This window comes from Bacteroides xylanisolvens, from assembly GCF_018289135.1.
Classification (GTDB): domain Bacteria; phylum Bacteroidota; class Bacteroidia; order Bacteroidales; family Bacteroidaceae; genus Bacteroides; species Bacteroides xylanisolvens.
This window is the reverse complement of the sequence record NZ_CP072216.1, coordinates 1585779-1612037: the sequence shown is the minus strand read 5'-3', so window position 1 is coordinate 1612037 and position 26259 is coordinate 1585779. Positions and strand designations below refer to the sequence as shown.

At 54.3% G+C, this 26259-nt stretch carries 21 protein-coding genes; 19 read left to right on the top strand and 2 right to left on the bottom strand.

Annotated features, from left to right (window positions below; all coding sequences use genetic code 11):
* Positions 1–3 precede the first annotated feature (3 nt).
* A complete protein-coding gene (locus tag INE92_RS06680) occupies positions 4–1572 on the bottom strand; it encodes a hypothetical protein (RefSeq protein ID WP_212701996.1) in 1569 nt (522 codons plus the stop codon).
* Between the two features lies 1 nt (position 1573).
* Entirely contained in the window at positions 1574–2020 is a 447-nt protein-coding gene (locus tag INE92_RS06675) for a hypothetical protein (RefSeq protein ID WP_004327418.1), read from the bottom strand.
* Between the two features lie 196 nt (positions 2021–2216).
* Here INE92_RS06675 and INE92_RS06670 point away from each other — a divergent pair, with 196 nt between their 5' ends.
* The 19 genes from INE92_RS06670 to INE92_RS06580 all read left to right on the top strand — a co-directional run bounded on the left by INE92_RS06670 (position 2217) and on the right by INE92_RS06580 (position 26245).
* Positions 2217–3254, top strand: coding sequence for a head maturation protease, ClpP-related (locus tag INE92_RS06670; protein WP_212701995.1), 1038 nt, complete (start codon positions 2217–2219; stop codon positions 3252–3254).
* A gap of 12 nt (positions 3255–3266) precedes the next feature.
* Positions 3267–4478, top strand: coding sequence for a BACON domain-containing protein (locus INE92_RS06665; protein WP_195436245.1), 1212 nt, complete (start codon positions 3267–3269; stop codon positions 4476–4478).
* Positions 4479–4480: 2 nt separating this feature from the next.
* The gene (locus INE92_RS06660) at positions 4481–4945 is read left to right on the top strand and encodes an N-acetylmuramoyl-L-alanine amidase (RefSeq protein WP_211420869.1); all 465 of its coding nucleotides are present in this window, start codon (positions 4481–4483) and stop codon (positions 4943–4945) included.
* A 12-nt stretch (positions 4946–4957) separates the two neighbouring features.
* Positions 4958–5344, top strand: a complete 387-nt coding sequence (locus INE92_RS06655; RefSeq protein ID WP_211420868.1) for a hypothetical protein — start codon at positions 4958–4960, stop codon at positions 5342–5344.
* A gap of 26 nt (positions 5345–5370) precedes the next feature.
* Complete coding sequence (locus INE92_RS06650; RefSeq protein ID WP_195350024.1) at positions 5371–5796, top strand: hypothetical protein; 426 nt, start codon at positions 5371–5373, stop codon at positions 5794–5796.
* Entirely contained in the window at positions 5771–6094 is a 324-nt protein-coding gene (locus INE92_RS06645; RefSeq protein ID WP_233476932.1) for a hypothetical protein, read from the top strand. The genes INE92_RS06650 and INE92_RS06645 overlap by 26 nt, the downstream gene beginning before the upstream one ends.
* The gene (locus INE92_RS06640; RefSeq protein ID WP_195436243.1) at positions 6091–6669 is read left to right on the top strand and encodes a hypothetical protein; all 579 of its coding nucleotides are present in this window, start codon (positions 6091–6093) and stop codon (positions 6667–6669) included. The genes INE92_RS06645 and INE92_RS06640 overlap by 4 nt, the downstream gene beginning before the upstream one ends.
* 3 nt (positions 6670–6672) lie before the next feature.
* A complete protein-coding gene (locus INE92_RS06635; RefSeq protein ID WP_195436242.1) occupies positions 6673–7164 on the top strand; it encodes a hypothetical protein in 492 nt (163 codons plus the stop codon).
* Positions 7165–7202: 38 nt separating this feature from the next.
* Entirely contained in the window at positions 7203–7415 is a 213-nt protein-coding gene (locus tag INE92_RS06630; protein WP_195401590.1) for a hypothetical protein, read from the top strand.
* Positions 7412–11053 carry a viral A-type inclusion protein gene (locus INE92_RS06625; protein WP_211420866.1) on the top strand — a complete coding sequence of 1214 codons (3642 nt, stop codon included), beginning with the start codon at positions 7412–7414 and terminating at the stop codon, positions 11051–11053. The genes INE92_RS06630 and INE92_RS06625 overlap by 4 nt, the downstream gene beginning before the upstream one ends.
* Position 11054: 1 nt before the next feature.
* Positions 11055–11519, top strand: coding sequence for a hypothetical protein (locus tag INE92_RS06620; protein ID WP_195350030.1), 465 nt, complete (start codon positions 11055–11057; stop codon positions 11517–11519).
* A 44-nt stretch (positions 11520–11563) separates the two neighbouring features.
* On the top strand, positions 11564–15541 hold the full coding sequence (locus tag INE92_RS06615) for a hypothetical protein (protein WP_211420865.1): 3978 nt from the start codon (positions 11564–11566) through the stop codon (positions 15539–15541).
* A 13-nt stretch (positions 15542–15554) separates the two neighbouring features.
* The gene (locus tag INE92_RS06610) at positions 15555–15842 is read left to right on the top strand and encodes a hypothetical protein (protein WP_005798244.1); all 288 of its coding nucleotides are present in this window, start codon (positions 15555–15557) and stop codon (positions 15840–15842) included.
* Complete coding sequence (locus INE92_RS06605; RefSeq protein ID WP_211420864.1) at positions 15839–16558, top strand: hypothetical protein; 720 nt, start codon at positions 15839–15841, stop codon at positions 16556–16558. Before INE92_RS06610 ends, INE92_RS06605 begins: the two co-directional genes overlap by 4 nt.
* Before the next feature lie 201 nt (positions 16559–16759).
* The gene (locus INE92_RS06600) at positions 16760–23299 is read left to right on the top strand and encodes a hypothetical protein (protein ID WP_212701994.1); all 6540 of its coding nucleotides are present in this window, start codon (positions 16760–16762) and stop codon (positions 23297–23299) included.
* Positions 23300–23429: 130 nt separating this feature from the next.
* A complete protein-coding gene (locus INE92_RS06595; RefSeq protein ID WP_195436237.1) occupies positions 23430–23663 on the top strand; it encodes a hypothetical protein in 234 nt (77 codons plus the stop codon).
* Between the two features lie 379 nt (positions 23664–24042).
* Entirely contained in the window at positions 24043–25344 is a 1302-nt protein-coding gene (locus INE92_RS06590; RefSeq protein ID WP_212701991.1) for a reverse transcriptase domain-containing protein, read from the top strand.
* Complete coding sequence (locus INE92_RS06585) at positions 25341–25826, top strand: hypothetical protein (protein WP_178309379.1); 486 nt, start codon at positions 25341–25343, stop codon at positions 25824–25826. The genes INE92_RS06590 and INE92_RS06585 overlap by 4 nt, the downstream gene beginning before the upstream one ends.
* A 176-nt stretch (positions 25827–26002) precedes the next feature.
* Positions 26003–26245 (top strand): hypothetical protein, encoded by a 243-nt coding sequence (locus INE92_RS06580; protein ID WP_007766479.1) that lies wholly within the window; start codon positions 26003–26005, stop codon positions 26243–26245.
* Positions 26246–26259 lie beyond the last annotated feature (14 nt).

Below are 26259 nucleotides of genomic sequence, written 5' to 3'. Positions count from 1 at the left end.
AGTTTACACTCTGTACTTGTTTTGCGACCGCGTGCTTTTCCTTGTGACAATGACGGGCTTTTCCGACTGTCTGGCCTTGCGGTCTATAATTCTGTTCCCTCCCTCCACGCAGTCGGGTCCGTCTGCCGGATAGGTCAGTTGCAGGTTGAACAGCTTGAACTGTTCCGCCATCCGTTTCATGTGCGGGTTGTCCTTTTCAGCCTCGTTGAGTATCAGGTTCCCCTCCCGGTTGAGCGGTTCCAGGTTCGCCTCGATACGTGTGGCCTTGTCGGTTTTCTTCTCCTCGTCTCCGGTGATGTACAGTGATATTTTCCTTTCCCTGCGTATCCGCCGCACGATGGGCTGGAATACCTGCTGGAAAAAAGGATCCTGTAACTTGTTGTTCTCCATGTAACAGTACACGGTTGTTTTCCCGCCCACGAACTCCAGCAGCTTGATGTACCACTCTACAAATTCCGCGTTCAGCCCCCTGTCCAGGAACGTTTTTATCAGATAAAGCTTTCCCGCGAGTTTCCCGAGCAGGCATACCGTTTTGGTGGAACTTTTTTTCGTCTTGTTCTCTCCCGGTGCGGGGTCCCCGTATATCACCAGGAACTTGAACTTGGAAAGTGCCGGCACTTTCCCGTAGGTGATTTCCGCGAACACGCCGCCGTCCACCACCGGGTTGTTGAAGAACTCTTTCTGTGCCGCCGCCGCGCTCACCAGTGAAAGGAAGAGGTCTATATCCTCCTCGGAGTTCTTTTCGGGCCATACGGACAGCCCGTCCTTTCCCCGGATGTTGATGATATCCACGTGCCCGATTCCTTTCGCCTTCAGTTCGGTGGCCTTTTCGATGGCCCTTTTGATGCAGCAGTCCGGCGCGATGATGTTCCCGTTGAACAGGATGCGGTAGTTTCCCGATACGGACATGGTCGGTATCAGTGCCTCCTCGAGCCATTTCCATTTGGTTTTGATTCGTTCCGGATTCCGGCACTCCTCGTCGGTGTCTATATCGTCCACCAGGATGAAGTCCGGGCGGAAGTTCTTGTTACGCGTACCGCGCGGTGACTGCCCGGCTCCGATGGCGCGGAAGGAGCACCCGCACATGCAGGTGAATTCCCCGGTTTCCCACGCTCCCGGTTTTTTCTGCTGTCCGTAGTCCTGTATGATCCGCTGGTTCTCTTCGAAGTTCGCCATGAACGGCAGCAGTAGCCTTTCCGCATTGTCTGCCGAGTTGGAGATCAGCAGCACGTTGCGTATTTTTTTTGTCAGTGCCAGTTTGGAGATCTCCATCATGGAGCGTGCGGATTTCGCCAGCTCGCGTGACCAGGCCCTTACCTCGTACCAGCGGCTGTTCCTCATCATCCGCCCGGTGGCTTTCTTGTGGAAGGCGGCGGACTCGCATGTGCAATACATGGCGAAGTAGTATTTGAACCACTCCTCATCGTTCTTCTCCAGCCTTTCCCGCCTCTGTCTGATTTCCGTTTCCGTGTCCGTGGGGTTGATGTCCGAATGTTCTCGCACGGATGCCACCAGCTCGTTCCAGTTGTCCAGCGCGAGCCTGTCCTGTGTTGTGAGTCTTTTTTTTGCCATGTCAGGATAATTTTGATTTGACAAACGCGTCCAGAAGCGGGGTGATCTCCTTCGCCTGCGTGGAATCGTAGGTCCGCACCCATTTGAGCAGGTCGGAGAATACAGAGATGATGTCCGCCAGCCCCACTTCTGTTTCCAGTTTCTTGATGGCGTTCGACAGCTTGGAAATGGTGTCCGCTTCCGCGGCGTTCGGGAACCGTTCCCCTTCCGGTTTTCCCATGATGGCGTTGTTGAGTTCTGCCAGCTGCCGGTACAGGTTCTTCAGCTGCTCCTCCCGTGTGATGGTTATGGAAGCCTTCAGCTGCTCCCAGTTTCCTTTGCCTATCCAGTTGTTCACCGTCACCCGTGAGACCCCCACACGCTCGGCTATTTCCGCCTGCGTGAGCGTCTCTCGGGTATAGAGCGTTTTCGCCCATGCCTTTTTCTGTTCGTTTGTAAGTTCGGCCATATTACCTCCTTTTTTACGTGCAAAATTGATAAGGAAAAGGAGCGAAAAAAAATACGCTCCGCATGATGACATTTTAAAGCGTCATGGCAATCCTTTAAAATCTCCATGATGAAAACGCGGTTTGAAAAAGGCTTTTAATCCCCCTAATTTCGCACCGTAAACTTTGCAGGGAAGGACCTGCCAAAACGATAGTGACATGAGTAGATTTTTCAATATGATACCCGGAACCGATGCCTGTTGCATCCTTCTTTACGGTGACATCGGTGAGTACGATGATAACGTGCGCAGCGGTGATATTGCCCGTGAACTTCTGGAAGCGGAAGCCCTGACCGGGAAGGTGGACGTGCGTATCAACAGCAACGGCGGCGAGGTTTATTCGGGCATCGCCATTTTCAATGCCTTGAAGAACAGCAAGGCCGACATTACCATCTACGTAGACGGCATCGCCGCCAGCATGGCCTCCGTCATCGCCCTTTGCGGCAAGCCCGTGCAGATGAGCCGTTATGCCCGTCTGATGCTTCACAGTGTCCAGGGCGGCTGTTACGGCAACAAGGATGAGATGAAGGACTGCATCCGTGAGATCGAGGCGCTTGAGGATACCCTTTGCGAGATGTATGCCACCCGTATGGGCAAGGACAAGGAGGAAATCCGCGCGATGTATTTTGACGGCAAGGATCACTGGCTGCGTGCCGACGAGGCGCTGGCGCTTGGGCTTATTGACGGTATTTATGACGCTGACCCGGTGCCTGAGGACAGTACTCCCGAACAGGTATTCCAAATATTCAATAACCGGCTGCAACAGCCACAAAACGAGAATGACATGAATTTAGACGAACTCAAGAAACGTCCTCGCTTCACGAATTGTGCGACGGACGATGATTTCCTCCGTGAAATCGGGCTTCTGGAGACGGAAGCCGGCAAAGTGCCCTCCCTGAATGCGGAAGTCGACCGCCTTAAGGGTGAGCTGAAGGTGTTCCAGGACAAAGCGGAGGCGGATGATGCCGCCGCGCGCAAGCAGCTGCTGGACGCTGCCGAGAAGGACGGGCGTATTGATGCCGCCACCCGCCCGATTTATGAGAACCTGCTGGCGAAGGACCGTGAAAACAGTGAAAAGGCCCTGGAGAAGCTCTCTCCCAAACGCAGGGTCATGACTGATGTGCGCACGGAACCGGACAATGAGGGCCCGTGGAACAAGCGCATGCGTGAAATTCAGGAAAAGTTGAACCGTAAATAATAGAACCGGACTATGGCAATAGTAGTAAGAAACACCAATTACAACGGCGAGGTGCTGGAAAAGATCCTGACCCTTGCCACCACCGGAAATGACCTTGTCGAAAAAGGACTGATCATGGTTATTCCCGGAGTGGAGAAGAAAATCAGTCTGCCGCGTATCAAGACCGGCAGGATGTTGCAGAAACGTAAGGAGAACCCTACACTGGAGGACTCGAAAGGTAATTTCAACTATTCGGAGAAATCCCTTGACCCCGAGGACTTCATGGCGTTCACCACCTTCAACCCGCGCGCGTTCGAACATATCTGGCGCAAGTGGCAACCGAAGGGCAACCTCGTGTTCTCCGAGCTTCCGCCTGAAGCGCAGAACACTCTGCTTGACGAACTCAGCAAAAGTGTGAAGTTCGAGCTCGGATGGCATTATATCAACGGTGAGTTCGGCGATGATGACGACCACCTTTTTGACGGCATCCTGACACAGGCAGCCAGGGATACGGAGGTTGTTGTCGTGTCCGCACCTTCCGACACGTCCAGTATGCTTGCCAAACTGAAGGCGGTACGTGCAGCTGTCCCCAAAGCGTTGCGTGAGAATCCGAACCTGCGTATCCTGATGAGTATCGATGACTTCGACAAGTATGACAACGAACTGACCGAACGCGAATACAAGAATGCGAGCGAGACCGACCTGAACAAGAAGCGTTACAAAGGCATCACCATCGAGACGCTGAACTCCTGGCCCGATGACCTGATTGTGGCCACCATCTGTTCCCCGTCGGCTGACGGCAACCTGTTCGCCGGTGTGAACCTCCAGGATGACGAGGAGGTAATTCAGATCGACAAGTGGATGAACTCCAGCGAACTTTATTTTTTCAAGCTTCTGATGAAGGCGGATACGAATATCGCATTCGGCGAGGAGTTCGTGGTTCTGGATACCCGCAAGTCCCCGGTATTCAAGCCTGCGGAGAAGACATTGTCCGCCGATCCGACGGAGGTGACTATCAAGCCGGAAGGCGGAAGCCAGGATATTGCCGTGACCGCATCCGGCGAGTACAGCGTGAGCGCATCCCCTGCGGGCTTTACTGTGTCCCCGACGGATAACGGTATCCGTATCTCCGCCGCAGCCAATACGACGGGCAAGGACAAGAGCGGGGCTGTCACCCTGACGCTGGACTCCGACAAGGCCAAGACCGTGAAGATAACCGTCAGTCAGGCAAAACAGGAGGCGTAGGCATGGGAAAGTTGAAGTATCTGGTAATTCACTGCACGGCCACTCCGGAGGGGCGTGAGGTGTCTTCGGCGGACATCCGTAAATGGCATACTTCTCCGGTGTGTCAGGGAGGAAGAGGATGGAAGCAGGTGGGCTATACCGACCTGTTTCACCTGAACGGGGGCGTGGAGCGTCTTGTGGACAACAACGAGGATGCGCAGGTAGACCCTTGGGAAGTGACCAACGGAGCCACAGGTTACAACAGTGTGAGCCGTCATATAGTATATGCCGGGGGAGTGGCCGGAGACGGAAAGACTCCGAAAGACACTCGCACGGCTTGTCAGAAGAAGGCGTTGGATAAGTATGTGAAGGACTTCCACCGTAGATTCCCGGATGTTCGCATTGTGGGTCATAACGAACTGGCGGCTAAAGCCTGCCCCAGTTTCGATGTTCAGAAATGGCTTGAATCAATAGGTATAAACCAATAAACCAAAAGACAGATGAAACGACTTTTATTCTTTTTTGCATTGATGCTCGGATTCGTATCCGTGGCTTTCGCTCAGGACAGATTGACTCCGGAAACGGATTATGACGCGATAATCGCGACCTTTGCCGGCTTTGCCGGCGGTATTGTCCTTCTGGTGGAAGGTATCAAGAAACTTTTTCCCAAGATGTCAGGTATCTGGACGCAGCTTGTGAGCTGGCTTACCGGTATTGTTGCCGTGATGCTCCTGTGGTGGCTTGACGCGGGTTTTGTGGCGGATGTGGAATGGTATATCGCACTTCTGTACGGCCTCGGGTCCTCCCTTGTGGCGAACGGCATTGCCGATACGGGTTTCGTACAGTGGATTATCGGCCTGTTTGCCAAAAAGGCAGGAGGTAAATAGGCATTTTTTTCAGGGAGGATTTGTGCATGGACTTGAGTGAGATACTTAACCTTGTTCTGGGCGGCGGTCTTGCTACCGCCCTGACTGCCCTGATAACGATCAGGCCTACTGTCAGGAAAGCGAACGCCGCCGCCGAGACGGTACGTATCGACAACGTGGACAAGGCCACGCATATCCTGATAGAAAATATTGTAGAACCGTTAAAAAAAGAACTGAATGCGACAAGAAGGGAAATGGCACGTCTTCGCAAGGCAATTGACGGTGCCAATGATTGCGAGTACCGTTCTGACTGTCCTGTGCTTTATGAGCTGCGGGACATCCAGAACCCTGGATCGGACGAGCCGGTCGACCCGGTCCGTCCAAAACGCGGACAGTCAAAGAAACGCATCCGCGGGGCTGTTGATGGCGGGCATTCCGGAATCAGTGATGAAGCTGAAAATACCGGTTGTTGACCTTCTTTCACTTCCCCCGAATGCCTCTTTCCATGGCAAGGAAGGGCGTGCCGGAGCCGGTGTGGCGCTACGCGGCGACACCCTTGTCGTGACGGCCACCTGTGACAGCTTGCAACGGCTGGTGTTGTGGTATGAGTCGGAACTGACACGTATCCGCAGCGAGACCAGGAGCGAAATTTCAAATGACGTTCAAACGGAGGAAAAACGCCCTCCGAACCCGGTGCGGGTGTTTATTCTGGGAATGGTTGCCGGCCTGCTTGTCGGTATGTTATTAACAATGAAACTGAAAAAACGATGAACAAGAATTTTATGTACGGCCTCGGTGCCGTGAAATACAAGGACTTTGTGGTAGGCTACATCGAACCCGGTTCGTTTGATATGGGCGGGGTTAAACCTGAATCGACCAAGATAAACGCGGAGCAGGTGCCGGGAACCCCGGTGCTGATTATCCCCCAGTCGAACGGCAGCATCGCCCCCACGTTCAATGTCATCCAGCTGAACTACGAGAATCTTCATAAACTGCTTGGGGGCTCCCTTCATTACAAGAAGGAGGATACGGAAAAGAAAACTCCTGTGGGCTGGACTGCTCCTACATCGGCCGTGCTGATGGACGGTCCGTGGGAACTCTCCCTGGTGTCCGGACAGAGCGTACTGATACCGAACGGCACGCTTCTTTCCAACCTTGCCGGCAAGCTGACACTTACTGAAACTGCGAAAATCGAGTGTACTCTGGAAGTGGCTATGCCCGAGGACGGTTCCCAGCCTTATGGGGTGTTCGATACGGAAGCCGTTCCCGATGAGTGGAAACAATATAAGCTGCCGACGGTTCAGGTTGCGGCACAGGCGGCCCGTGCCAATACTGAAAAGGAGTAGCGTATGGAAGTTGAGGTGGTAAGGCTGATCCAGAAGGAGTGTGCGGATGCCCTGCTCGATGCGGGTATATCCGTTCCCCTGAAAGAGTGGCGGCTGCCGTGGGCAAAGAAACCGGTCCGATTCCGGGTCACAATGAAACGTCCCCGGATGCGCGGGCTGCTTCTGATGACCCGCGAGTACCTGAAGATGGGTGTGGAAGTTTCGGATCCGGAACGGCTGGACCGGGAAGCGGGAGCTGCCTTTGTCGTGGAACACACGGAATCGGTAAGCCGCCTGCTGGCCTATACGGTGTGCCGGGGCTATCTGTCCCGGCATTTCCTTATCGGTCCAACGGCATGGTGTCTCCGTAACTTCGTGGAATGGCGCTACCTGATGGCCGCTTTCCGGACATTCGAGCACCTGCTGGGGACAGAGGATTTTATGCGTATTATCAGATCAGTGGAGCGGGCGAATCCGACGAAGCTGAGACTGAGCCGTGCAAGGAAGGGGAGTTAAAGACCCGTTTTGAGGGTTCCCATAGCCCCTTCGGCTTCGTGTGGCAGATAGCGACCGCGACCGGTTGGAGTGTGGACTACATCCTGGACGGTGTGAATTACCAGACGTTGATTATGATGCTTTCTGACGCACCCCGCTACAAGCGCAAGAAGTCGGGTACCTCGGGCGGTACCGGCACTTCCGGTGCGGGAAGGAGCGTGGAAGAGGAAGCGGGTGATATAGTAGGATTTTTTCAAAGCCGATTGAAATGAGCAAACCTGTAGAGATTGAATTTTTGATGAAGGACAACCTTACCCCCGGCATGGACAAGGCCGGACGTGAGGCGCTGGAACTTCGTAATACCGTGAGTCTGCTGGAGGCGGAGCTGGAAAGGCTGCGCCTTGCCGGTGAGACGGCTTCCCCCAATCTGGACCAGAGTGCCAATATCGCGCAGATCCATGCGTTGGAGAAGCAGCTTGAGGAATTGCGCGGCAAGTTGAAGCAGTTGCAGGAGGAGTCTGAATCCGTACAGGTTACGCCTCCGGATATTCCCAATGCACAGCGGCAGTTCAACGGGCTTCACAACAGTATCCAGCAGATGGCGCGTGAAATGCCATCGTTGGCCATGGGACCGCAGATGTTCTTCCTGGCCATATCCAACAACCTACCGATTTTTACGGACGAACTTGCCCGTGCCCGGAAAGAATACGACGAGTTGCAAAAGTCAGGCAAGAAAGGCACGCCGGTATGGAAACAGGTACTCTCCTCCCTCTTTTCCTGGCAGACGGCTCTCACCACCGGCATCATGCTGCTTGTGATGTACGGTGACGAAATCTGGGAATGGACGAAGGATTTGTTCAGTGCCAAAAAGGGGGTGGACGAATTCAACATCTCGCTGAAGGAAATGACCGAGATAGAAAAGAGCGGCCGTGCCCAGATGGTGCGTACCCGTTTCGAGCTCAAATCAGTTATCGATGAAATAAAGAACTTCACCGGCAGCAAGGAACAGGAAAAGGCTAAGGTGGAGGAACTGAACCGCAAGTATGGGGAATCTTTCGGGTATTATAAAACACTTTCCGAGTGGTATGATACCCTTATCCAAAAGAGCGAGGACTATGTACAGGTATTGCTTCATCAGGCCAATGTACAGAGTCTGGTAAACAAAGCCGCAGAAGCGGATGAGGAGGTGAATAAAACCAAAGCCCAGAATCCGGACGAAGTGGAAGGTGCACATGGCGGATTTTTCCGCTTTATGGCCAAAATGGGAGCCCATCGTGTCGGGCTTACCCCACAAGAAATGGATGAGGAAGTGGACAAGGAGAATGAGGCTAACAAAAATGCGAAAATCAAGGAGGCAGAGGCGAAGCGTGAAGCTTATTTGGCAAAAGCCAGGGAAGAGGCAAAAAAAGCGGCAGAAGCAGCCAAAAAAGGAAATATCGGCGGGCATATCGACCCTAAACAACCGGGAACAGACCAAAAATCAGAAGCCAAGCAACGGCTTGCCACAGAGCGCAGGCTGGCGCAGGATCTTGCCGCCCTACAGGCTGAAAACCGGAAGGAAGAGATAGACCGCATGCAAGCCGGTACCGAAAAGAAACTGGCGCAAATCGAATATGACTATAACGCCCGGAAAGAAGAGATAAACCGGCAGGAAGCCGACTGGAAGCGTGAGAACAAGGAAGCCGGCCTTTCCACCGGAGATAACGGCCTTACCCGGGAGCAACAGGATGAACTTGAAAAAGCCCGTGCCTCCAATACTAAATCCCGGAAAAAAGCGGAGGCGGACGTGTACAGGGAAGAGGCGGAAGCCATGCGTGACTATCTGAAGGAATACGGGACCTTCCAACAGCAGAAACTGGCCATTGCTGAAGAATATGCCGAGAAAATCCGCAAGGCACAGTCCCAGGGCGAAAGGCTGACTTTGGAGAAGCAGCGTGATGCGGCTGTGCACAAAGTGGACATGGAAGCCCTTACCCAGAAGATAGACTGGGGAGCAGCGTTCGGGGATTTGACCGGTCTGCTTGCAGACCAGATGAAGAATCTGCTTGGCGAGCTTAAACAGTATGTCAAGACGGATGAGTTCAAAAAATCAGGGGCCGCAGACCAGCAGGTCGTTTACGATGCCATCGAACGTATTCAAAGCATGCTCCCCGGTGGCAACGGCACATTGGATTTTGCCCGGTTACAAACGCAGATGCACGCTTTGGGGGATGCCGTCACACGCGTGCAAAATGCGGAATTGCAGCAGGAAGCGGCATTCGTCCGGTTGAAAGCAGCGCAGGCCGATTACAACAAGGCTCTTGAAAGCGGTAACCAGGCAGAAATAGAACGTACCAAAATCGCTCTTCAAATGGCCCAATCGTCCAGCGCTTCAGCTGACGAAGAATACCTGAACGCCACTTCTGAAATGAAGGCGCTTGCCGGGGAGGTGAAAAGTTCCTCCCAGGACACGGTTGACGGATTGAACATGGTATCCAACGGATTGCACGGCTTTGCAAGCGGAACCTTGCAGGGATCATTCGAAGGAATACAGAACATGCTTACCGGGCTGTCAAAACTGAATATCGGAGGCAAGGTCGGTGATGCCATCAGCCAGATGTCCGAGACCCTGTCAAGTGCCGGAGTCATCGGGCAGATCATATCGGCCATTCTCTCCATACTGGATTTGTTGAAAGACGGTATTGGCCCGATTATTTCATCATTGATAGACACCATTTTCAATGCGATAACCGGAATACTCGACAATATCCTCAGCGGGGACCTGTTCAAACAGATAGGCGGTTCCCTTGTGAAAGGTATCGGAGGACTGCTGAACACGGTGTCTTTCGGAGGTTTCAACAAACTGTTCGGCATCGGCGGGAACGCCAGGGAAGTGCAGGCGGCTATAGACCGTCTTACGGACCGGAACGAGAAACTGCAAACTTCCATCGAAGACCTGACCGATACCATCAAGGCAAGCAAGGGGACAAAATCGGTGGAAGCTTACCGGGATGCTTACAAATACCAGAAAGAAACGAATGCAAACTATCTGCAGATAGCGAAGGAACAGGCACGCTACAGCGGAAGTCACCACAGCTGGAACTACTACTGGGGCGGTTTCAACCAGGCACAGATTGACAAATTGAGCGGGCAGATAGGGCGCCAGTGGGACGGGAACCTGTGGAGCCTGAGCCCGGAGGAGATGAAGGCGCTGCGCAGCAACGTGGACATGTGGACGCAGATCCAGGACACCGGCAAGGGCGGCTACGGCGGGCGACTGACCGAGAAGCTGGATGACTATATAGACCAGGCCGGCAAGCTGGAGGAACTGACCGACCAGCTGTATGAGGGGCTGACCGGTATTTCATTCGACGGTATGTACAGCAGCTTCATCGACAACCTGATGAACATGAAGTACGGTGCCAGGGATGCGGCTGAGGACATTTCGGAATACTTCATGCGTGCGATGCTGAGCAACAAGATCGGCGAGCTGTACAGCGATAAGCTGAAGGGCTGGTGGGAGAAGTTCGGCAAGGCGATGGAGGACAACGATCTGACCGAAGCGGAACGGAACGCGCTGATGGATGAGTACATGCAGTATGTGGATGAAGCCCTTGCCCTGCGTGACAATCTGGCGGCGGCTACGGGCTATGACAAGACGCAGCAGGGTGGCGCGTCCCAGAGCGCGAAGGCCGGCGGCTTTACGGCTATGACGCAGGACCAGGGCACGAAGCTGGAGGGCATGTTCACCGGCGGTCTGCAACACTGGTCGAGCATCGATGACAAGATGGAGAGCGTCATCGACAGGATGAACACCGCCGAGGGGTATCTTGCCCGTATCGATGAACATACCGGTACGAGTGCGGGGCACCTGGGCGAAATAAAGGCCGAGATAAGGAAAATGATACGTGACGGACTAAAAGTGAAGTGATATGGCGGATATACTTGGCGGACTGGTGCTGGTGAACGGCACGGACATCTGGACGGAATACGGCGTGTTTCTGGTAGAAGACCGGCGCGGCGGCATGGAGAACCTGACGGCCATTCTGACCCCGAGCAAGGCGAAGAAGGACACTGCCGTGGACATACGGGAAGAGCACGGGGAAAAATACAGCGCCGTGCTTACCCCGAGGAACGAGGCACGCGACGTGACGCTGCACTTTGCCCTGTACGCCCGGACACAGTCGGGATGGATGAAGCGGTATTTCGCTTTCGTGAATTTCCTGAAGAAGGGCCGGGACGGATGGCTCGACATTTCTTTTCCCCAGCTTGAGCTGACCCTTCGTGTCAAATATGCGGACTGCACGAAGTTCACCCCGTTGACCTACCTGTGGAAAGAGGGTGTGCATGCCGGAAAATTCAAAGTGAAGTTCCGCGAGCCGGTACCGGTGATTTAACGACATTCAAATGCAGTTCAAACGATATTTAAAGGATTACGGACATGCTGACCATATATGACAGAAACGGCAATAAACGTGCGGACATCGCTCCGGATGACAGCTCCACCCAACAGAAGGAGGTTCAGGGAGAGAATGTCCTGTCCCTTTCCTTCACCCATTACGAACATATCGCCCTTGACGTGAACGACTATACGGATTATCTGGGCGAGCGGTACTGGCTGACGGAACGCTACACCCCCAAGCAGGTGAACGAGTGTGAATGGGACTATGACCTGAAGCTGTATGGTGTGGAGAGCTTGATCAAACGGTTCCTGGTGCTGGAAACGACAGACGGGGACACCAACCCTCTGTTTACACTGACGGCCACGCCCCGCGAGCATGTGGCGATGGTGGTGAAGGCTATCAATGACGGCATGGGCCACACGACCGACTGGAAGGTGGGTACGGTGGAAGGTGCGGAGCTGATCACGATAGACTACGAGGGGATGTACTGCGACGAAGCGCTGAAAGCCATTGCCGAAAAAGCCGGCGGCAAGGTGGAATGGTGGATTGAGGGGCAGACGGTGAACGTGTGCCGCTGTGAACACGGGGAAGAAATCGCCCTTGGCTATGGCAAGGGGCTGACCTCGCTGGAAAGAGACACCAGCAACACGGCCAAGTTCTACACCCGCCTGTTCCCGGTAGGTTCGACCCGCAACATCGATGCGGAGAAATACGGTAGCCCGAGGCTGATGCTCCCCGGCGGGAAGAAGTACATCGAGCAGGGCGTGGAGGAATACGGCATCTATGACCATTACGAGCAGGATGCCTTCAGCGGTATCTACCCCCACCGGGTGGGTACGGTGAGCTCGGTTCGCAGCGAGGAGGTGGCAGACGATGAAGGAAACAAATTCACCGTCTATTATTTCCGGGACGGGGAACTGGACTTTGACCCCAACCAGTACGAGCTGGCGGGTGAGACAAAACGTGTGTCGTTCCAGACTGGCGACCTGGCCGGACTCGGGGAGAGTGACGACCACTATTTTGAGGTGAACTACGACAGCGCGGCACGTGAATTCGAACTGATCACCATCTGGCCCTACGATGACGACACCCAGCTGCCGGGCGGCAAGCTGGTGCCGCGGGCAGGCGACACCTATATCCTGTGGAACATCCGGATGCCGGATGAGTATTACCGGCTGGCCGAAGAGGAGTTTGCGGTTGCGGTGGACGAGTACAACAAGGAGTACTGGCTGGACATTGCCGCCTACAAGGCCCCGACGGACCCGGTATACATCGAGGAGCACGGCATAGACCTGTTTGTGGGCAGACGGGTGAAGCTGGAGAGCCAGAAGTATTTCCCGGAAAAAGGCTACCGTCAGAGCCGTATCACCAAGATCAGCCGCAAGGTGAACGAACCCGGGCAGATGGACATCGAGATAAGCGATGCGCTGCAGGTGGGCAAGTTCGACAAGGTGACGGACGGCATCGGTGCGCTGAAGAGTTATACGAAATCAAAGACGGAAGGCGCAGCCCTTCCGGACATCATACGGAGTTGGGACAAGACGTTGCCCACGGACAACAACCTGTTTTCAGCCAGGCGCAGCCAGAAAGAGTTCCTGAGCAAGAACCAGCCGGACACAGCCAAAGAGTCCATCCGCTTCCTGAAGGGTGTGAGCTTTGGCGAGGCTGCTGGCGGCAAGCCCTGCGGCATCGTGGATGGTGAGGGCAATGCCGAATACTTGACTGCCGTGATCCGCGAACTGCTGCGCAGCACGGAGTTTGTGGACGGGCTGACCGGTGAGGGCTGGCAGCTGTGGATTGACCAGCTGACCGGACTGACAAACCTGACGGTGGACAAAGTGACTGCCCGGCAAAGCCTGGTGGCGCTGGAACTGCTGATCGAGAAGGTGCGCAGCGTGTGCGGCCAGCTGGTGGTGTCCGCTGCCAACGGCAAGATCAAGGACGTGGTGAAGCAGGGCGACAACTACCGCATCGTGTTTGAGCAGGAATCGGGCTTTGTGGCCCATGACCTGATGCGCTGTGCGGTTACGGGTGGTAAGAAACTAAAAGCATACTGGGTGGAGGTGGCTTCGGTGATAGCCGGCGGTGTGCTGGTCCCGGTAAGCGAGTTTGGCGGGGTGAAGCCGGAGGCAGGCGATGAGTGCGTACTGATGGGCAACACCGAAAACCCGCTCCGGCAGAACCTTATATCCATTGCGGCCACGGAGGACGGGCAGCCCCGTATCGACATTCTGGACGGTGTGAAGGCCAAGAACTTCAACGGCTGCCTTCGTTGCCGGCTGGGTAAGCTGGACGGCATCAGGAGCAGCGCTTTCCCGGCAGACAAACAGCCGAAAGGAAACGGCCTGTATGCCGACAACGTGTGGCTGAAGGGTACGTTCGTGTTGATGACGGGCGAGGACATCCTGACGCGGTTTGAGATAACCGAGGGGAAAATCCATTCAGCCGTGGAAAGCTTGCGCAAGGAAATACGCGAAGAACAGAGTTATCTGGACAACAGCAGTTTTGCCGACGGCATGGACAAATGGAAGACGGGCAGCAAGGCTACGCTGTTCACCCTGGGCGGACGCTGGATCTGGGCGAACGGCGGTCCTTACGGTACGAAGCCGGACGGCCATGCCGAGATACGGACCGACGGCAAGGTGCCTTATGCCTATATCCGGAACAGCTATATCATGCAGAAACTGGAGGACTTCCGGCTGGTACCGGAGTACCGGCAGACGAACAGCCAGGGCGAACGGGTGCCCGGCGTGGTGTATCTGTCGTTCAGCTACCGGGTTATCAAGGCCGGAAGGTTGAAAATAGAATTTGTGAACGCTGATAAGACCGGGTTTGAGAACTTCAACATGTTCGGCCATGAAGAGGACCTGCCCGTTGGCGGTGAGAAGATGTTCACGTTGGACGGACTTTGGAACGGCACTGGCGACTTCAAGCTGTCGTTTACGGGCGTGATTTACATTTCGCTGCTGGTGTTCAGCACCAACAAGGCGGACGCACTGGCCTATAAGTACCGTACACTGTTCGAACAGAGCGACCGGCTGGTAAAGATTTCAGCGGCGGTCTTCGACAAGGACGGTAATGCGCTGAAAGAGACCGGGCTTGTCATAAAGCCTGAAGGTTCCGGTCTGTATGCGCAGGACAATACAGGAAAGATTGCCCTTATCGGGGTGAGCGTGGAGGAAGAGGACGAGTACGGAAATACCGTGAGCAAAATCAAGCTGACAGCCGACCATATACAGCTGGAGGGACTGGTAACGGCCAACGGCAACTTCAAGATACTGGAAGACGGCAGCATTGAAACGACCAACGGTAAGTTTACCGGAGAGATAGACAGCAGCAAAGGGAAAATCGGCGGCTTTGAGATAGGGAACGGCCGTATCGGTTCTGTGGCCGACTCTCACGGGAGCGGTGGCGGTCTTGCCATTTATGATGATTTTTTCCGTGTCGGCGGCAGCAAAGGATATGTGATGTTCGGTGATGATGTGATACCGTCTTCTGCAGGAGGAGCTTTTACCGCTGTCGGTCGTATCGTGAACTCAGCCCCCAATATATACGGGAATTACGGCTTCGACCAAGCGAACTATGGATTGTTTATAGATGTTACCGGCGGTACGAAGAACTACGGTATCAGCAGCAATGCGGCATTACTTGCCCCGGCGTTTATCAATACGAAAGCCAAGCTGCTTACCTTCGGAAGTGGAAACTACACGGTGGATTTCTCACAACACAATATCATTTTGATGTATTACAATGAACCCAACTACAGTAAGGTAGAGGTTACGCTGCCGTCGGAAAGTTCTGTGGCATACAAGTTCGGCATGAGTTACTTGCCTACCGATTTTGCAGCCATTGTCACGTTCAGGGTCAGACCCGGTTCAAAGAATATCATACTAAAAGGTATCTATAACCACAATGAAGATTTGCAAAACTACGAGATGGCATCCGGGGACTCCGTAACGGTACTTATTACAAAAGCGGACGGATTCCGTTACCAGATATTGAATCATTCATCCTAAAAAACAGATATATATGAAAAAGTTAGATTTCAGGAATTTCAGCGTTCCCACCGGAATAACCCGTCAGACGAGGGAGGTTTTCGATGCACGTGAGCAGATAGCCGATTTGCTGTATACGCGTGTCAGTGGCATCAAGGCCCATCGGCTTGCGTTCAAGATTTTCGAGAGTACCGGCGAGACCGAGTTCAGCGATGAGGAAACCGGGATGATACACATGGCGGTGGAACGCTATTGTCTTCCCAATGTGATAGATGCCCTGAACGAAATCCTGGGCGGGTCAGAAACCGATAAAAACGAATGAGTATGGCAGAAATGACGCAAGAAGAAATGGTTCAGGAAGTGCTGGACCGTGTACTCCAGAGTTCTACCGGCGTGGAGGACTTGGAGACCGTCACCTCGCTGAGCGGTGTGAAATCACTGCCCGGGGAGAAGGACGGCAAGATGGTGAACGTCCCCCTGGAACTGATAGGGAAGCCTGCGAGCGATGCCGCCGCCCGTGCCGAGGCTGCCGCCAAGAAGGCGGAAGGGGCTGTAGCCGGACTGGAGGAAAAGACGCAGGCCGCCACGGAAGCCGCTGCCAAGGCCAACGAAGCGGCAACCAAGGCAGAAAATGCCGCAGTCAAGGTGGAACAGACTACGACAGCAGCTGTCGGCGGGGCTACTGCACGCTTTTCCTCATGGATGGAAACAGGAAACGTTTTACCTGACAAGGGTACCAAGCCGGGCGGCAGCGTGGTGTATGTGGCGGATGCCGGGAAGTTCGCCTATAATATGGACTCCACCCTTTACGGGGACTGGGATGTAGCGGGTGTACCCCCTGCCGGTATGTTCATGGATGCGGACCGGACAGCCATACTGCCGGACAAGCTTTACCTGCTTGGCGATGCCGTATATACCGGAACGGGAGGCGTTCTGAAACTTCTGGCCTATCGCCATGCGGTGATGAGCGAGGAAACTTACGAAGCACTACAGGACAAGGATGCGAATACGCTGTATCTGATTTATGAGGAGGAGTGACGATGATAGCAATAGGCGGTAAGGAAATAACGGCTGTGTATGTGGGGAAACGTTCCCTATCGGCCGTCTATGCCGGAGCGAGGCTGGTGTGGTCTGCCATAAGCAGCTGTTTCGGCAGCGGGTTCTGGAGAGGCGACAAGCCGTGGAGCCGGACCGACGGGTGGCGAAGAAACAAATGAATAATGACTAAAGCGATATATTATGGCAAAGAAGGTATATGACCAGGACGGGCTGGACATGCAGCATACGAACTGGAGCGGTGACGCCGCAACCGGCGGGCTGCCCGTAAGCGGCCGCCTGGTGGAAAATTACGTGAAGAGCATTGACGAGAAAGCCACGCCTACCGAGGAACTGGTGAGCGGGGAAACGAAAGCCCCTACATCCGGAGCGGTGTTCGATGCGCTGGTTGGCACGGTAACGGACGTGGATGTGCAGGACAGCGAGGACGGCACCCAGTACGTGATGACCGTGAAACAGAAAGATAACAAGGGCGGTGAAATTTCGAAGGAAGTCCGCTTTTCAAAGTACACCGACGACGACAAGGTGGTGGTGAACATTGACCTGACTGACAGCAGCGGTGCGGGGCTTCCCTCCTCCCAGTACCTGGCACTCGGTACCGGGTTCGTGGTAAAATATGCGGTAAGCGTCGGTACTGCCGGCGGTGCGGAGGTTGACGGTTACAGCGACCTGAAGGCAAAAGTGGTTGTTAAACGCGGCTCCACGGTGATTACCGAATTCCAGGATGCGGAGTTTGCGGGTGTTACCGCCGGGCAGGGTTATACCTTTGACGCATCGCCCTACCTGAAGGATGCCACGACCTATACGGTGCAGGTTGAAGCGCAGTGTACCTACCAGGGCGGCACGCTGATGAAAACCGCCACAGCCCGGGTAACAATGGTGGCTATGGAATTAAGTACCACTTATTCGGTGGGTAACGGACTGGCCGACGGGGGATATAAAAATGATGTGAACATTCCATTCACAGCCAAGGGTACGAGCGGAGAGAAGAACATCTACTACCGCATCAACGGCGGACAGGCCTTTACCCTCGGTCTTTCGGCCGGCAGCGGTGTGCAGCAGAAGAACGTGACCATCCCACTGGCTCAGATGCAGGAGGGTGCGAACGTGGTGGAAGCCTACGCGCAGCATGAGAACTCCGGTGTGGTAAGCCAAGTGCATTACATTACGCTTCTGAAGGCCGGCGGTGGGGTTACAGCGTATGCCGGCATGATGTTCAGCCACCGGGCAGCAGGTTTCCAGCGTGACTGGAAACACCCGGTGCTGGAGGCAGAGCAGTTCACTGCCTGGAACTTCACGTATGCCGGTTACGAGCGTGATGCGTACACGGCACGTGTGAAGGTGATGAATGGGGACAGCATTGTGAAGGAAGACCTGCTCCAACGCGGTGAGACCGGCAGCTACGGACGGACGAACGTGAACGTGGAACCGCTGGACTATCGTGTGTCGTGCGGTGATGCCGTGCTTGAGGTGAAGGTGAACACCACATCGCACCCAGACATTGAAGCCACGCTGGCACCGGATGCCGTGTGCACGTTCGATGCCTTCGGGCGAAGCAATACGGAAAACAACCCGGCAAGCTGGGTGAGCGGTGACAAGCGCATGGAGTTCCGGGACGTGCTGTGGAGCGTGAACGAATATGGTGCCGGTAGCGGCTGGCACAAGGACCGCCTGCTGCTGGCCGGAGGTGCAGGCATGACCCTGACCGCTGACGGTGGGTACCGCCCCTTCAACGAAGCGGACAAGCCGGAGGGGTTTGCCATCCGTGACGTGGGCATGACGCTGGAGATAGAATACAGCACGGCCAACGTGACGGACACGAATGCCGAGCTGATCACCTGCCTGGGGCAGCTGGACAACGGCAACCGGTACGGGCTGATTGTGACCCCGGAGGAGGCCAAGTTCCTGACCGGCGTGGTGACCGAGGCGATGGATGCCGGGCAGGTGCTACGCTATGAGGACTCGGTGGGTACGAAATTCCAGCCTGGTACGAACATCCGCATTACCTACGTGTTCTACCCGAACGTGCAGACGAACGAACAGCGTACGCTGATCGGCTTCTATGTGAACGGTGAGGAAAGTGCCGCCTCGAAGTGGCTGGACAAGGTGAACTTCAACATCCAGAGCCAGCTGGAGTTCAAGTCAACGGGTGCGGACCTGAACGTGAAGAGCGTGCGCATCTACAACAAGGCGCTGACCTCGGACGAGGTGCTGAACAACTATATCGTGGACCGCAACCACCTGGAAGATGCCGACGGGGAACCGGGCGTGCGCTCGCTGGATGAGGACAACCGCGTGCTGAACGAGGGGGACACGGTGAGCATGGAGAAGCTGATGGGACTGATGAAGAAACGCCGGAACTCGATCCTGGTACTGATAGGCACGGGCAGCGTGGGCAGTGAGGTGCCGAGCGAGAGCGACACGCTGAACGTGATGGATGCGCTGGCCCAGCTGAACAACAAGAAGGCCAACAAGCTGTGCCGGGAAGTGAGATTCTACAACGGCGAGAACCGGGCGCTGGACTGGATAGCCCGTGACATCTATCTGCGCATCCAGGGTACCAGTTCGGTGAACTATGCCCGCAAGAACCTGCGCTTCTACTTCCAGAAGACAGCCAGCGGATATACGGCACGGATGACCTACGGCGAGATAGACGGCAACGGGCAGCAGAGCAACCCGACAGCTACGGAGGGCAAGAAGAACCTGTTCCGGTTGCGGGGCAACTCGGTGGGCGCGAAACTTGCCTGTGCGAAATGTGACTTTTCCGACTCCTCCATGACGACCAACACGGGCGGTGCGAAGTTCATTCATGACGGCATGAAGGAAATGGGAATCCTGACCCCTGCCCAACAGTATGCCGCCGACCATGCAGATACGTGCAAGGAAGATATACGCTCGGCCATTGACGGCTTGCCCTGTGACCTGTTTGTGGCCAAGAGCGTGGATGAGGACCTGACCTATTACGGCCAGTACAACATGAACAACGAGAAGAGCGACAGCTACCCGATATTCGGTCAGGACAAGACTATCGGCGGCGAGCAATGGGGAACCGGCGACACCCTGAACTACCTGCAGGCGAACGGCGACCAGCCGAAGGAATACCTGCCCATCTGCATCGAGACGCTGAACAACTCGAATGACCTGTGCCTGTTCCGCTGGCTGCCGTCCACGGAGCCCGACCATACGGACTTCATGGATTTCAACTTTGACGGCGGTTTCGAATTCAACCACCCGAAAGACGTGTTCTGGAACGACGGCGGTGGGGATGCCGAGGAAGAACCGAACATCAAGGAACATCTGGGCACCGGTGACAAGTATGACAAGATGTACAAGGCCCTGGACCGCATGATGAGCTTCCTTTACAGATGTGTGAAGGAAACGCCTGCAGGCAAGGGCATGACCTATAACAAGGAGTCGCACACATTTGACGGGGTGGACTATGAGGATGACGGAAACAAGTTCCCGACCGCCAAGTGGGCAAGCCCGACCTTCAGGAAGGAAGCCGGGAAGTATTTCAACCTGCCCAACCTGGCTGCCTACTACCTGTATGTACAGTTCAACCTGGGCGTGGACCAGCTGGCAAAAAACATGCTGGTGCGGACGTGGGACGGCGTGATGTGGTGGATAACCTATTACGATGGTGACTGCCAGCTGGGTTCGGACAACAAGTCGTTCCTGACCGGGAAGTATGACGACAACCGGCAGACGAAGCGCGACGGGGCCTATGTGATGCAGGGGCACAACAGCTGGCTGTGGAACCTGATACTGGGCAACATGGGCAATCTGCTGGAGGAGGTGATGACCAAGGGCGTGAACGGCGGAACCAGCTTCATGAGTGCCTTCAGTATCCAGAAAGCCATTGACCACTTCGATACCGAGCAGATGAAGAAGTGGTGCTCGCGCCTGTATAACAAGTCCGGCATATTCAAGTATGTGTATCCGTTCCTGAACGAAATGCCGGTGGGTGCGGACGGTGCGAAACAGACCTATCCGCAGATCTACGGTCTGAAGGGTTCGCTGAAAGCGCACCGGAACTACTTCATCCAGCGCCGGTACGACCTGAAGCAGGTGGAGTACGGCTATGTATCTACGCTGGGTGCCCAGTTCTACCAGAGTACGGCATCGCTGGACAAGGCTTATAAGCTGAAACCGATGCAGTACCGGCTGACCATCCCGTACCGTGTGCAGTTATCTACCAGCAATGGCGTACAGGCCGACAGCGGTGTGGTGGATGCGGACGTGCTCCACTCCCTGCAGCTGACCCGTGCCTTCGGTGAGAACGACCCGCTGAAGATAGTGGGTGCGGCCAAAATCAAGGAACTGGTGTGGCATGAGGATGCGTTCGCCATCGGCTTCAACTTCGGTCTGCTGACCTCGTTGGTCAAACTGGACATGAGCGTGGAGAAAGCCAGCGGTTACCGGAACGGCTCGTTCATGGCTTCGACCAACGGGATGCTGCTGCTGGAAGAAGTGAATATGCGGAATAACCTGCTGGCCCGGAACGGGGACAACGGAAACGTGGCCACCTTGGACCTGAGCTGGCAGGGGCGACTGAAGAAACTGGACGTGAGAGGTACGGGGCTGACCCGCGTGAAGCTGGCCACCGGTGCGCCCGTTGTGCAGTTATGCCTGCCGGACACGATTGAGGAACTGTTCCTGGAGTATCTGACCAAGCTGCAGGACAGCGGCCTGGTGCTGGAAGGCATCAACAACGTGCGGGGCTACCGCTATACCAACTGCCCCGGCATCGACGGATTTGCCATGCTGGAACGCCTGCATCAGGCCAAACTGAACGGCAGCGGCAAGCTGGAGCGCTTTGTGCTGGAGATAGACCGGGAAGACGACGGAAGCCTGCTGAAGAAGTATTTTGACTACGGAACGTACACGCAGACGGGTGCGGTGGATGACCGCCACTCGGGCCTTCGCGGTAAGCTGACCCTGACGAAGTATCTGGCCGATGAGGAACTGGAGAAGTATGCCGCCCGTTATCCGGAACTGACCATCAAGCAGCCGCCCTATACGATGATTGAGTTTGACGACAGTGTGGCCGACGATGCCAATGTTTCGAACCTGGACAACAAGACGGGGTACAAATTCGGCAATACGTACAAAATGAGCGGGCATGTGAATGCCATCCTGTCCAAGCGCCACCGCGTATTGGCCAAGGTGACCAAGATGCCTACGAGCCGGAAGGTGGAGATGGCCGGGCAGCAGGTGGAAGTGAACAACCCGGACGGGGAGATGACCTATTTCCCCCTGCATGACGAAAGCTCGAACTTCTATGCCGATGCGGAGGATATGAACGACTGCACGGTGGCGAAGCTGGACGGCAGCGAGGGAGACTGGATGATGTATGAGCCGTTCTACTGGAGCAAGGGTATCAACGATTATCTGAACAACAAGAAGTACGCCTGCTATAGCAGTTATCCGGAGGACGAAATGCCCCCTGTTCCGGAGGCGACAGTGCTGACACTGGATACCATTAAGGAAACGCAGGGCGGCTGGCTGGGTGAACGCAAAATTATGACCGGGAAGCCTACGTTGATGGAATCCTATACGACTGACAAGACCTATTCGGTATGTAAGGTGGACGTAGCCGGCTACAAGCGCGTGCGCTTCCCGAGCGTTCCAGGAACGGGGCTTATCGGCAGTGTGTTTGTGGATGATGCAGGAAACATCCTGAAGAGCATCGTGGTGCCGACCATCGGCTTGAAATTTGAAGCTGGCATGTATCTGATAGCAGACGTTCCGGAGCGTGCGACGGCTCTGCATTTCTCCATTCTGAACACGGCAGAGTTTGACTGCGTGGTGCTGAGCAACAGCGACAAGATAGAGGACATGGAACCGGATTGGGTGGCCAATGAGGAACATCTGTGTGCCGTTGTGGGCAGTTCGGTGGTGGGCAGCAAGCTGCGTGCCTGCATAACCGGAGCTTCGACCACGGCAAGCATGACCTGGACGGACTTCCACTATTACAGTCAGCAGCGGGGTATGCAGCAGATAGATGCGCTGATGCACAGCCGCATTGCGAATCTGAGCTATGCCCGTTACGGGAGAAGGGATATGCAGGAACAGTGCGGTGCCGGACAGCATACCTACAACCGCACAACAGGTGGAACGGCCGACCATGGAATGACAGATACCATCGGCTACGATGAAGCGTATGCCATCAACAACAAAATCACGAATTCGCTGGTTGACGGCCTGGTGCACCAATACGCCTGGTATAAGAGCCTGGACGAATACGGACAGGCAACCGTTGTGCAGGTGAATAATATCTGCTGCCTGGGCTACGAGGACATCTACGGCAACAAGTATGATATGATGGACGGCGTGGATCTGCCGAACGACAGCGGCAACGTGGGCAAATGGCGCATCTGGATGCCGGACGGCAGTATCCGTATGGTACAGGGCAAGAAGGACAGCGGTCAGTGGATTACAGGCGTGGCGCACGGCAAGTATATGGACCTGGTTCCGGTAGGTAATCTGAACGGATCATCTTCTACTTACTATACCGACATGTACTGGATAAGCACCGCCACAGTCCGTGTGGTCTATCGCGGGCACTACAATGCGAGTGCATATGGCGGTGTATCGTATGCGAATGCGGGCAACGATGCTTCGAATGCGTATGCGAATGTCGGCTCGCGTCTGGCCTTCCGCGGCAAAATCGTCCGGGCGCAAAGCGTGGCAGCGTACAAGGCGATACGCGAGTTGGCGTAAGCGCAAAGCGCCAAAGCGTGGAGCGAAGCGACCAAAACGGAAGAACGGGATTCGGATGGTTTTCGAACACCGTTTAAAAAGTATTCAAATACCGGCGGAGCCGGTCGAAAAAAGTAAAAAATCAAGGTATATGAAAAAGATTATCACATTTCTTAAAACGAGTAACCGCTACAAACATCTTGTGGGCGGTTTGATGGTAGGCCTGCTTGGCTTTACCCCCTGGACGGCGATCTATGCTACCGTGGTGGCCGCCTGCTGTCTTGAATTGAAGGATGCCCTTCGGGGTGGTTTATGGGACTGGATTGATTGGGGACTCACTGTGGTGGGCGGTATTATGTCCGCCCTATTTTGGATATTAATTTAGTTCGTCAGTTCATTTTGCCCGTTAAATCAATAACTTTGCAGCCGGTGGAGTTTCCCAATAGTCCGTGTGGTCTATCGCGGGCACAACAATGCGAATGCAAATGGCGGTGTATCGAATGCGAATGCGAACAACGATGCTTCGAATGCGAATGCGAATGTCGGCTCGCGTCTGGAAATCTAACAAACCGGCGTACAACAATGGGGACGTGTCCCCAAGGTGGTGCCGGGGGAAGCAAGCCACAGCAACAGCACTTTAATGGTGGAAAGCTGAAAAATCACGCGTCGGGTGGAGTTTGGTAGGTCACTTGTGATTCGAAGAAGTCGGACCCGGGGAAAGGAAGGCCTTATCTTCCATATTTATTAACCGACAGCAGAACTTTATGCGCAGGGAAGGATATATCATCGAGGAAATCATCGAATACTCCAACATGTCGGAGGCATTCGATGCGGTACTTCGCGGAACCGGACGTAAGAGGTCGAGGCAGGGACGACACCTGCTTGCCCGCAGGGAGGAGATTATCGCCGAACTGACGGCTGCCATTGCGGACGGCTCATTCCGGCTGGGCGGCTACCATGAGAGGGAAATCGAAGAATACGGTAAAAAACGTATTTTGCAGATCCTGTCCATGAAAGACCGCATCGCTGTGTTTGCCATCATGAATGTGGTGGACCGCCACCTGCAAAAACGTTACATCCGGACAACCGGAGCAAGTATCAAAAGGCGTGGCACACATGACCTGATGAATCGCATACGTACCGATCTGCAAAAAGACCCGGAAGGCACGTTATATGCTTACAAGTTTGATATCTGTAGGTTCTACGACAATGTGCGGCAGGACTTCGTGATGTGGTGTTTCCGCAGGGTGTTCAAGGACGAAAGGCTGCTGGTTTTGCTGGAGCGTTTTGTAACGCTGTTGCCTGAAGGTATCAGCTTCGGGCTGCGCAGCTCACAAGGAGCAGGAAATCTGCTTCTGTCTGTATTTTTAGACCACTATCTGAAGGATAAGTACGGGATTCGTTATTACTATCGCTATTGTGATGACGGACTGGTACTCGGTAAATCGAAAGCGGAATTGTGGAAGATTCGTGATGTTATTCACGGGCAAATGGAAAAAATAGACTTGGAAATCAAGCCTAATGAACGGGTGTTTCCTGTAGAGGAAGGCATTGATTTTCTCGGCTATGTTATCCGTCCCAATTATGTAAGATTGCGGAAACGCATCAAACAGAAGTTTGCTCGGAAGATGCACGAGGTAAAATCGAGAAAGAGACGGCGGGAACTGATTGCCAGTTTCTACGGCATGACGAAGCACGCCGACTGTAATAAGTTGTTTAAAAAATTAACAGGCAAAGAAATGAGATCATTTAAAGACTTGAACGTTTCCTATAAGCCGGAGGACGGCAAGAAGCGTTTTCCCGGAGTGGTGGTAAGCATCCGGGAACTGGTAAACTTACCGATTGTAGTGAAGAACTTTGAGACCGGGATCAAGACCGAACAGGGAGAGGACCGCTGTATCGTGGCCATCGAAGTGAACGGCGAGGCGAAGAAGTTCTTCACCAACAGCGAGGAGATGAAGAATATTCTCGCACAAGTGAAGGAAATGCCGGACGGTTTTCCGTTTGAAACGACCATCAAGACGGAAACCTTCGGCAAAGGTAGAACCAAATACGTGTTTACATGAAAAGAGTTGAAGGAAGTGCCGGGGTAAAACTGATTGAATGTGTGAGCCCGGCTCGTAATGGATGGCGCATTCGTTGGGATGTGCAGGAACGTGGGGACGGTTCCGCCTCCTATATGGAGGAGGAGTTTCTGGGCAAGCCCTCGGACCGGGTAATAAGATCCGTTGTGCTTGGTTGGTATAACGAAAGGATAAACGAAGCTATTCTTTGCGGTTTTGTTTACGATGGCATGCCGGTGTGGCTGTCAAGCGAGAACCAGTTCAACTATAAGACGGCCCATGACTTGGCTGTACAGACCGGTGGTGTCACACTTCCGGTAACGTTCAAATTCGGGACGGATGACGAACCCCGGTACCGGACGTTTGAAAAACTGGAGGAGCTGACGGACTTCTATACGAAAGCCATGAGGCACATCCAGAATACGCTGGCTGACGGCTGGAAAAAGAAAGATGCTTTTGATCCGGAGAAGTACCGGGTGGAATAAATCCTTCGGGGGAGGATAAGAAAAAGCCCCCGGCCTGTTAAAAAGTAACGCCAATCACTTTTAAAACATGAAACGCCAAACCGCGCGACCGGGGGCAAATGCCCTCTGTCACGGTTTGACGTTTTTTTGTTGTTTAAAAAATGATTGGCGATGCAAAGATATAATTTTTTTGTTGTATGAAAGTGATTGAGATATTAAACTTTAACCGAGAGCTGCTGAAAAGGCTCCAGGCGGTCGGCATCCGTCTGGAAGATGCCCGGTATATCGATCTGTATGCGGATTATACCCGCCTGCTGGATCATGGTGAGAAAGTCTCGTATGCCGTGGCCGTACTGTCCGAGAAGTATTCGGTGAGCGAGCGTAAGGTTTACGCCCTGGTGAAACGGTTTCAAAGTGACTGCAAGACGCTTGCAGTGTGAATGAGTTGTCTTCT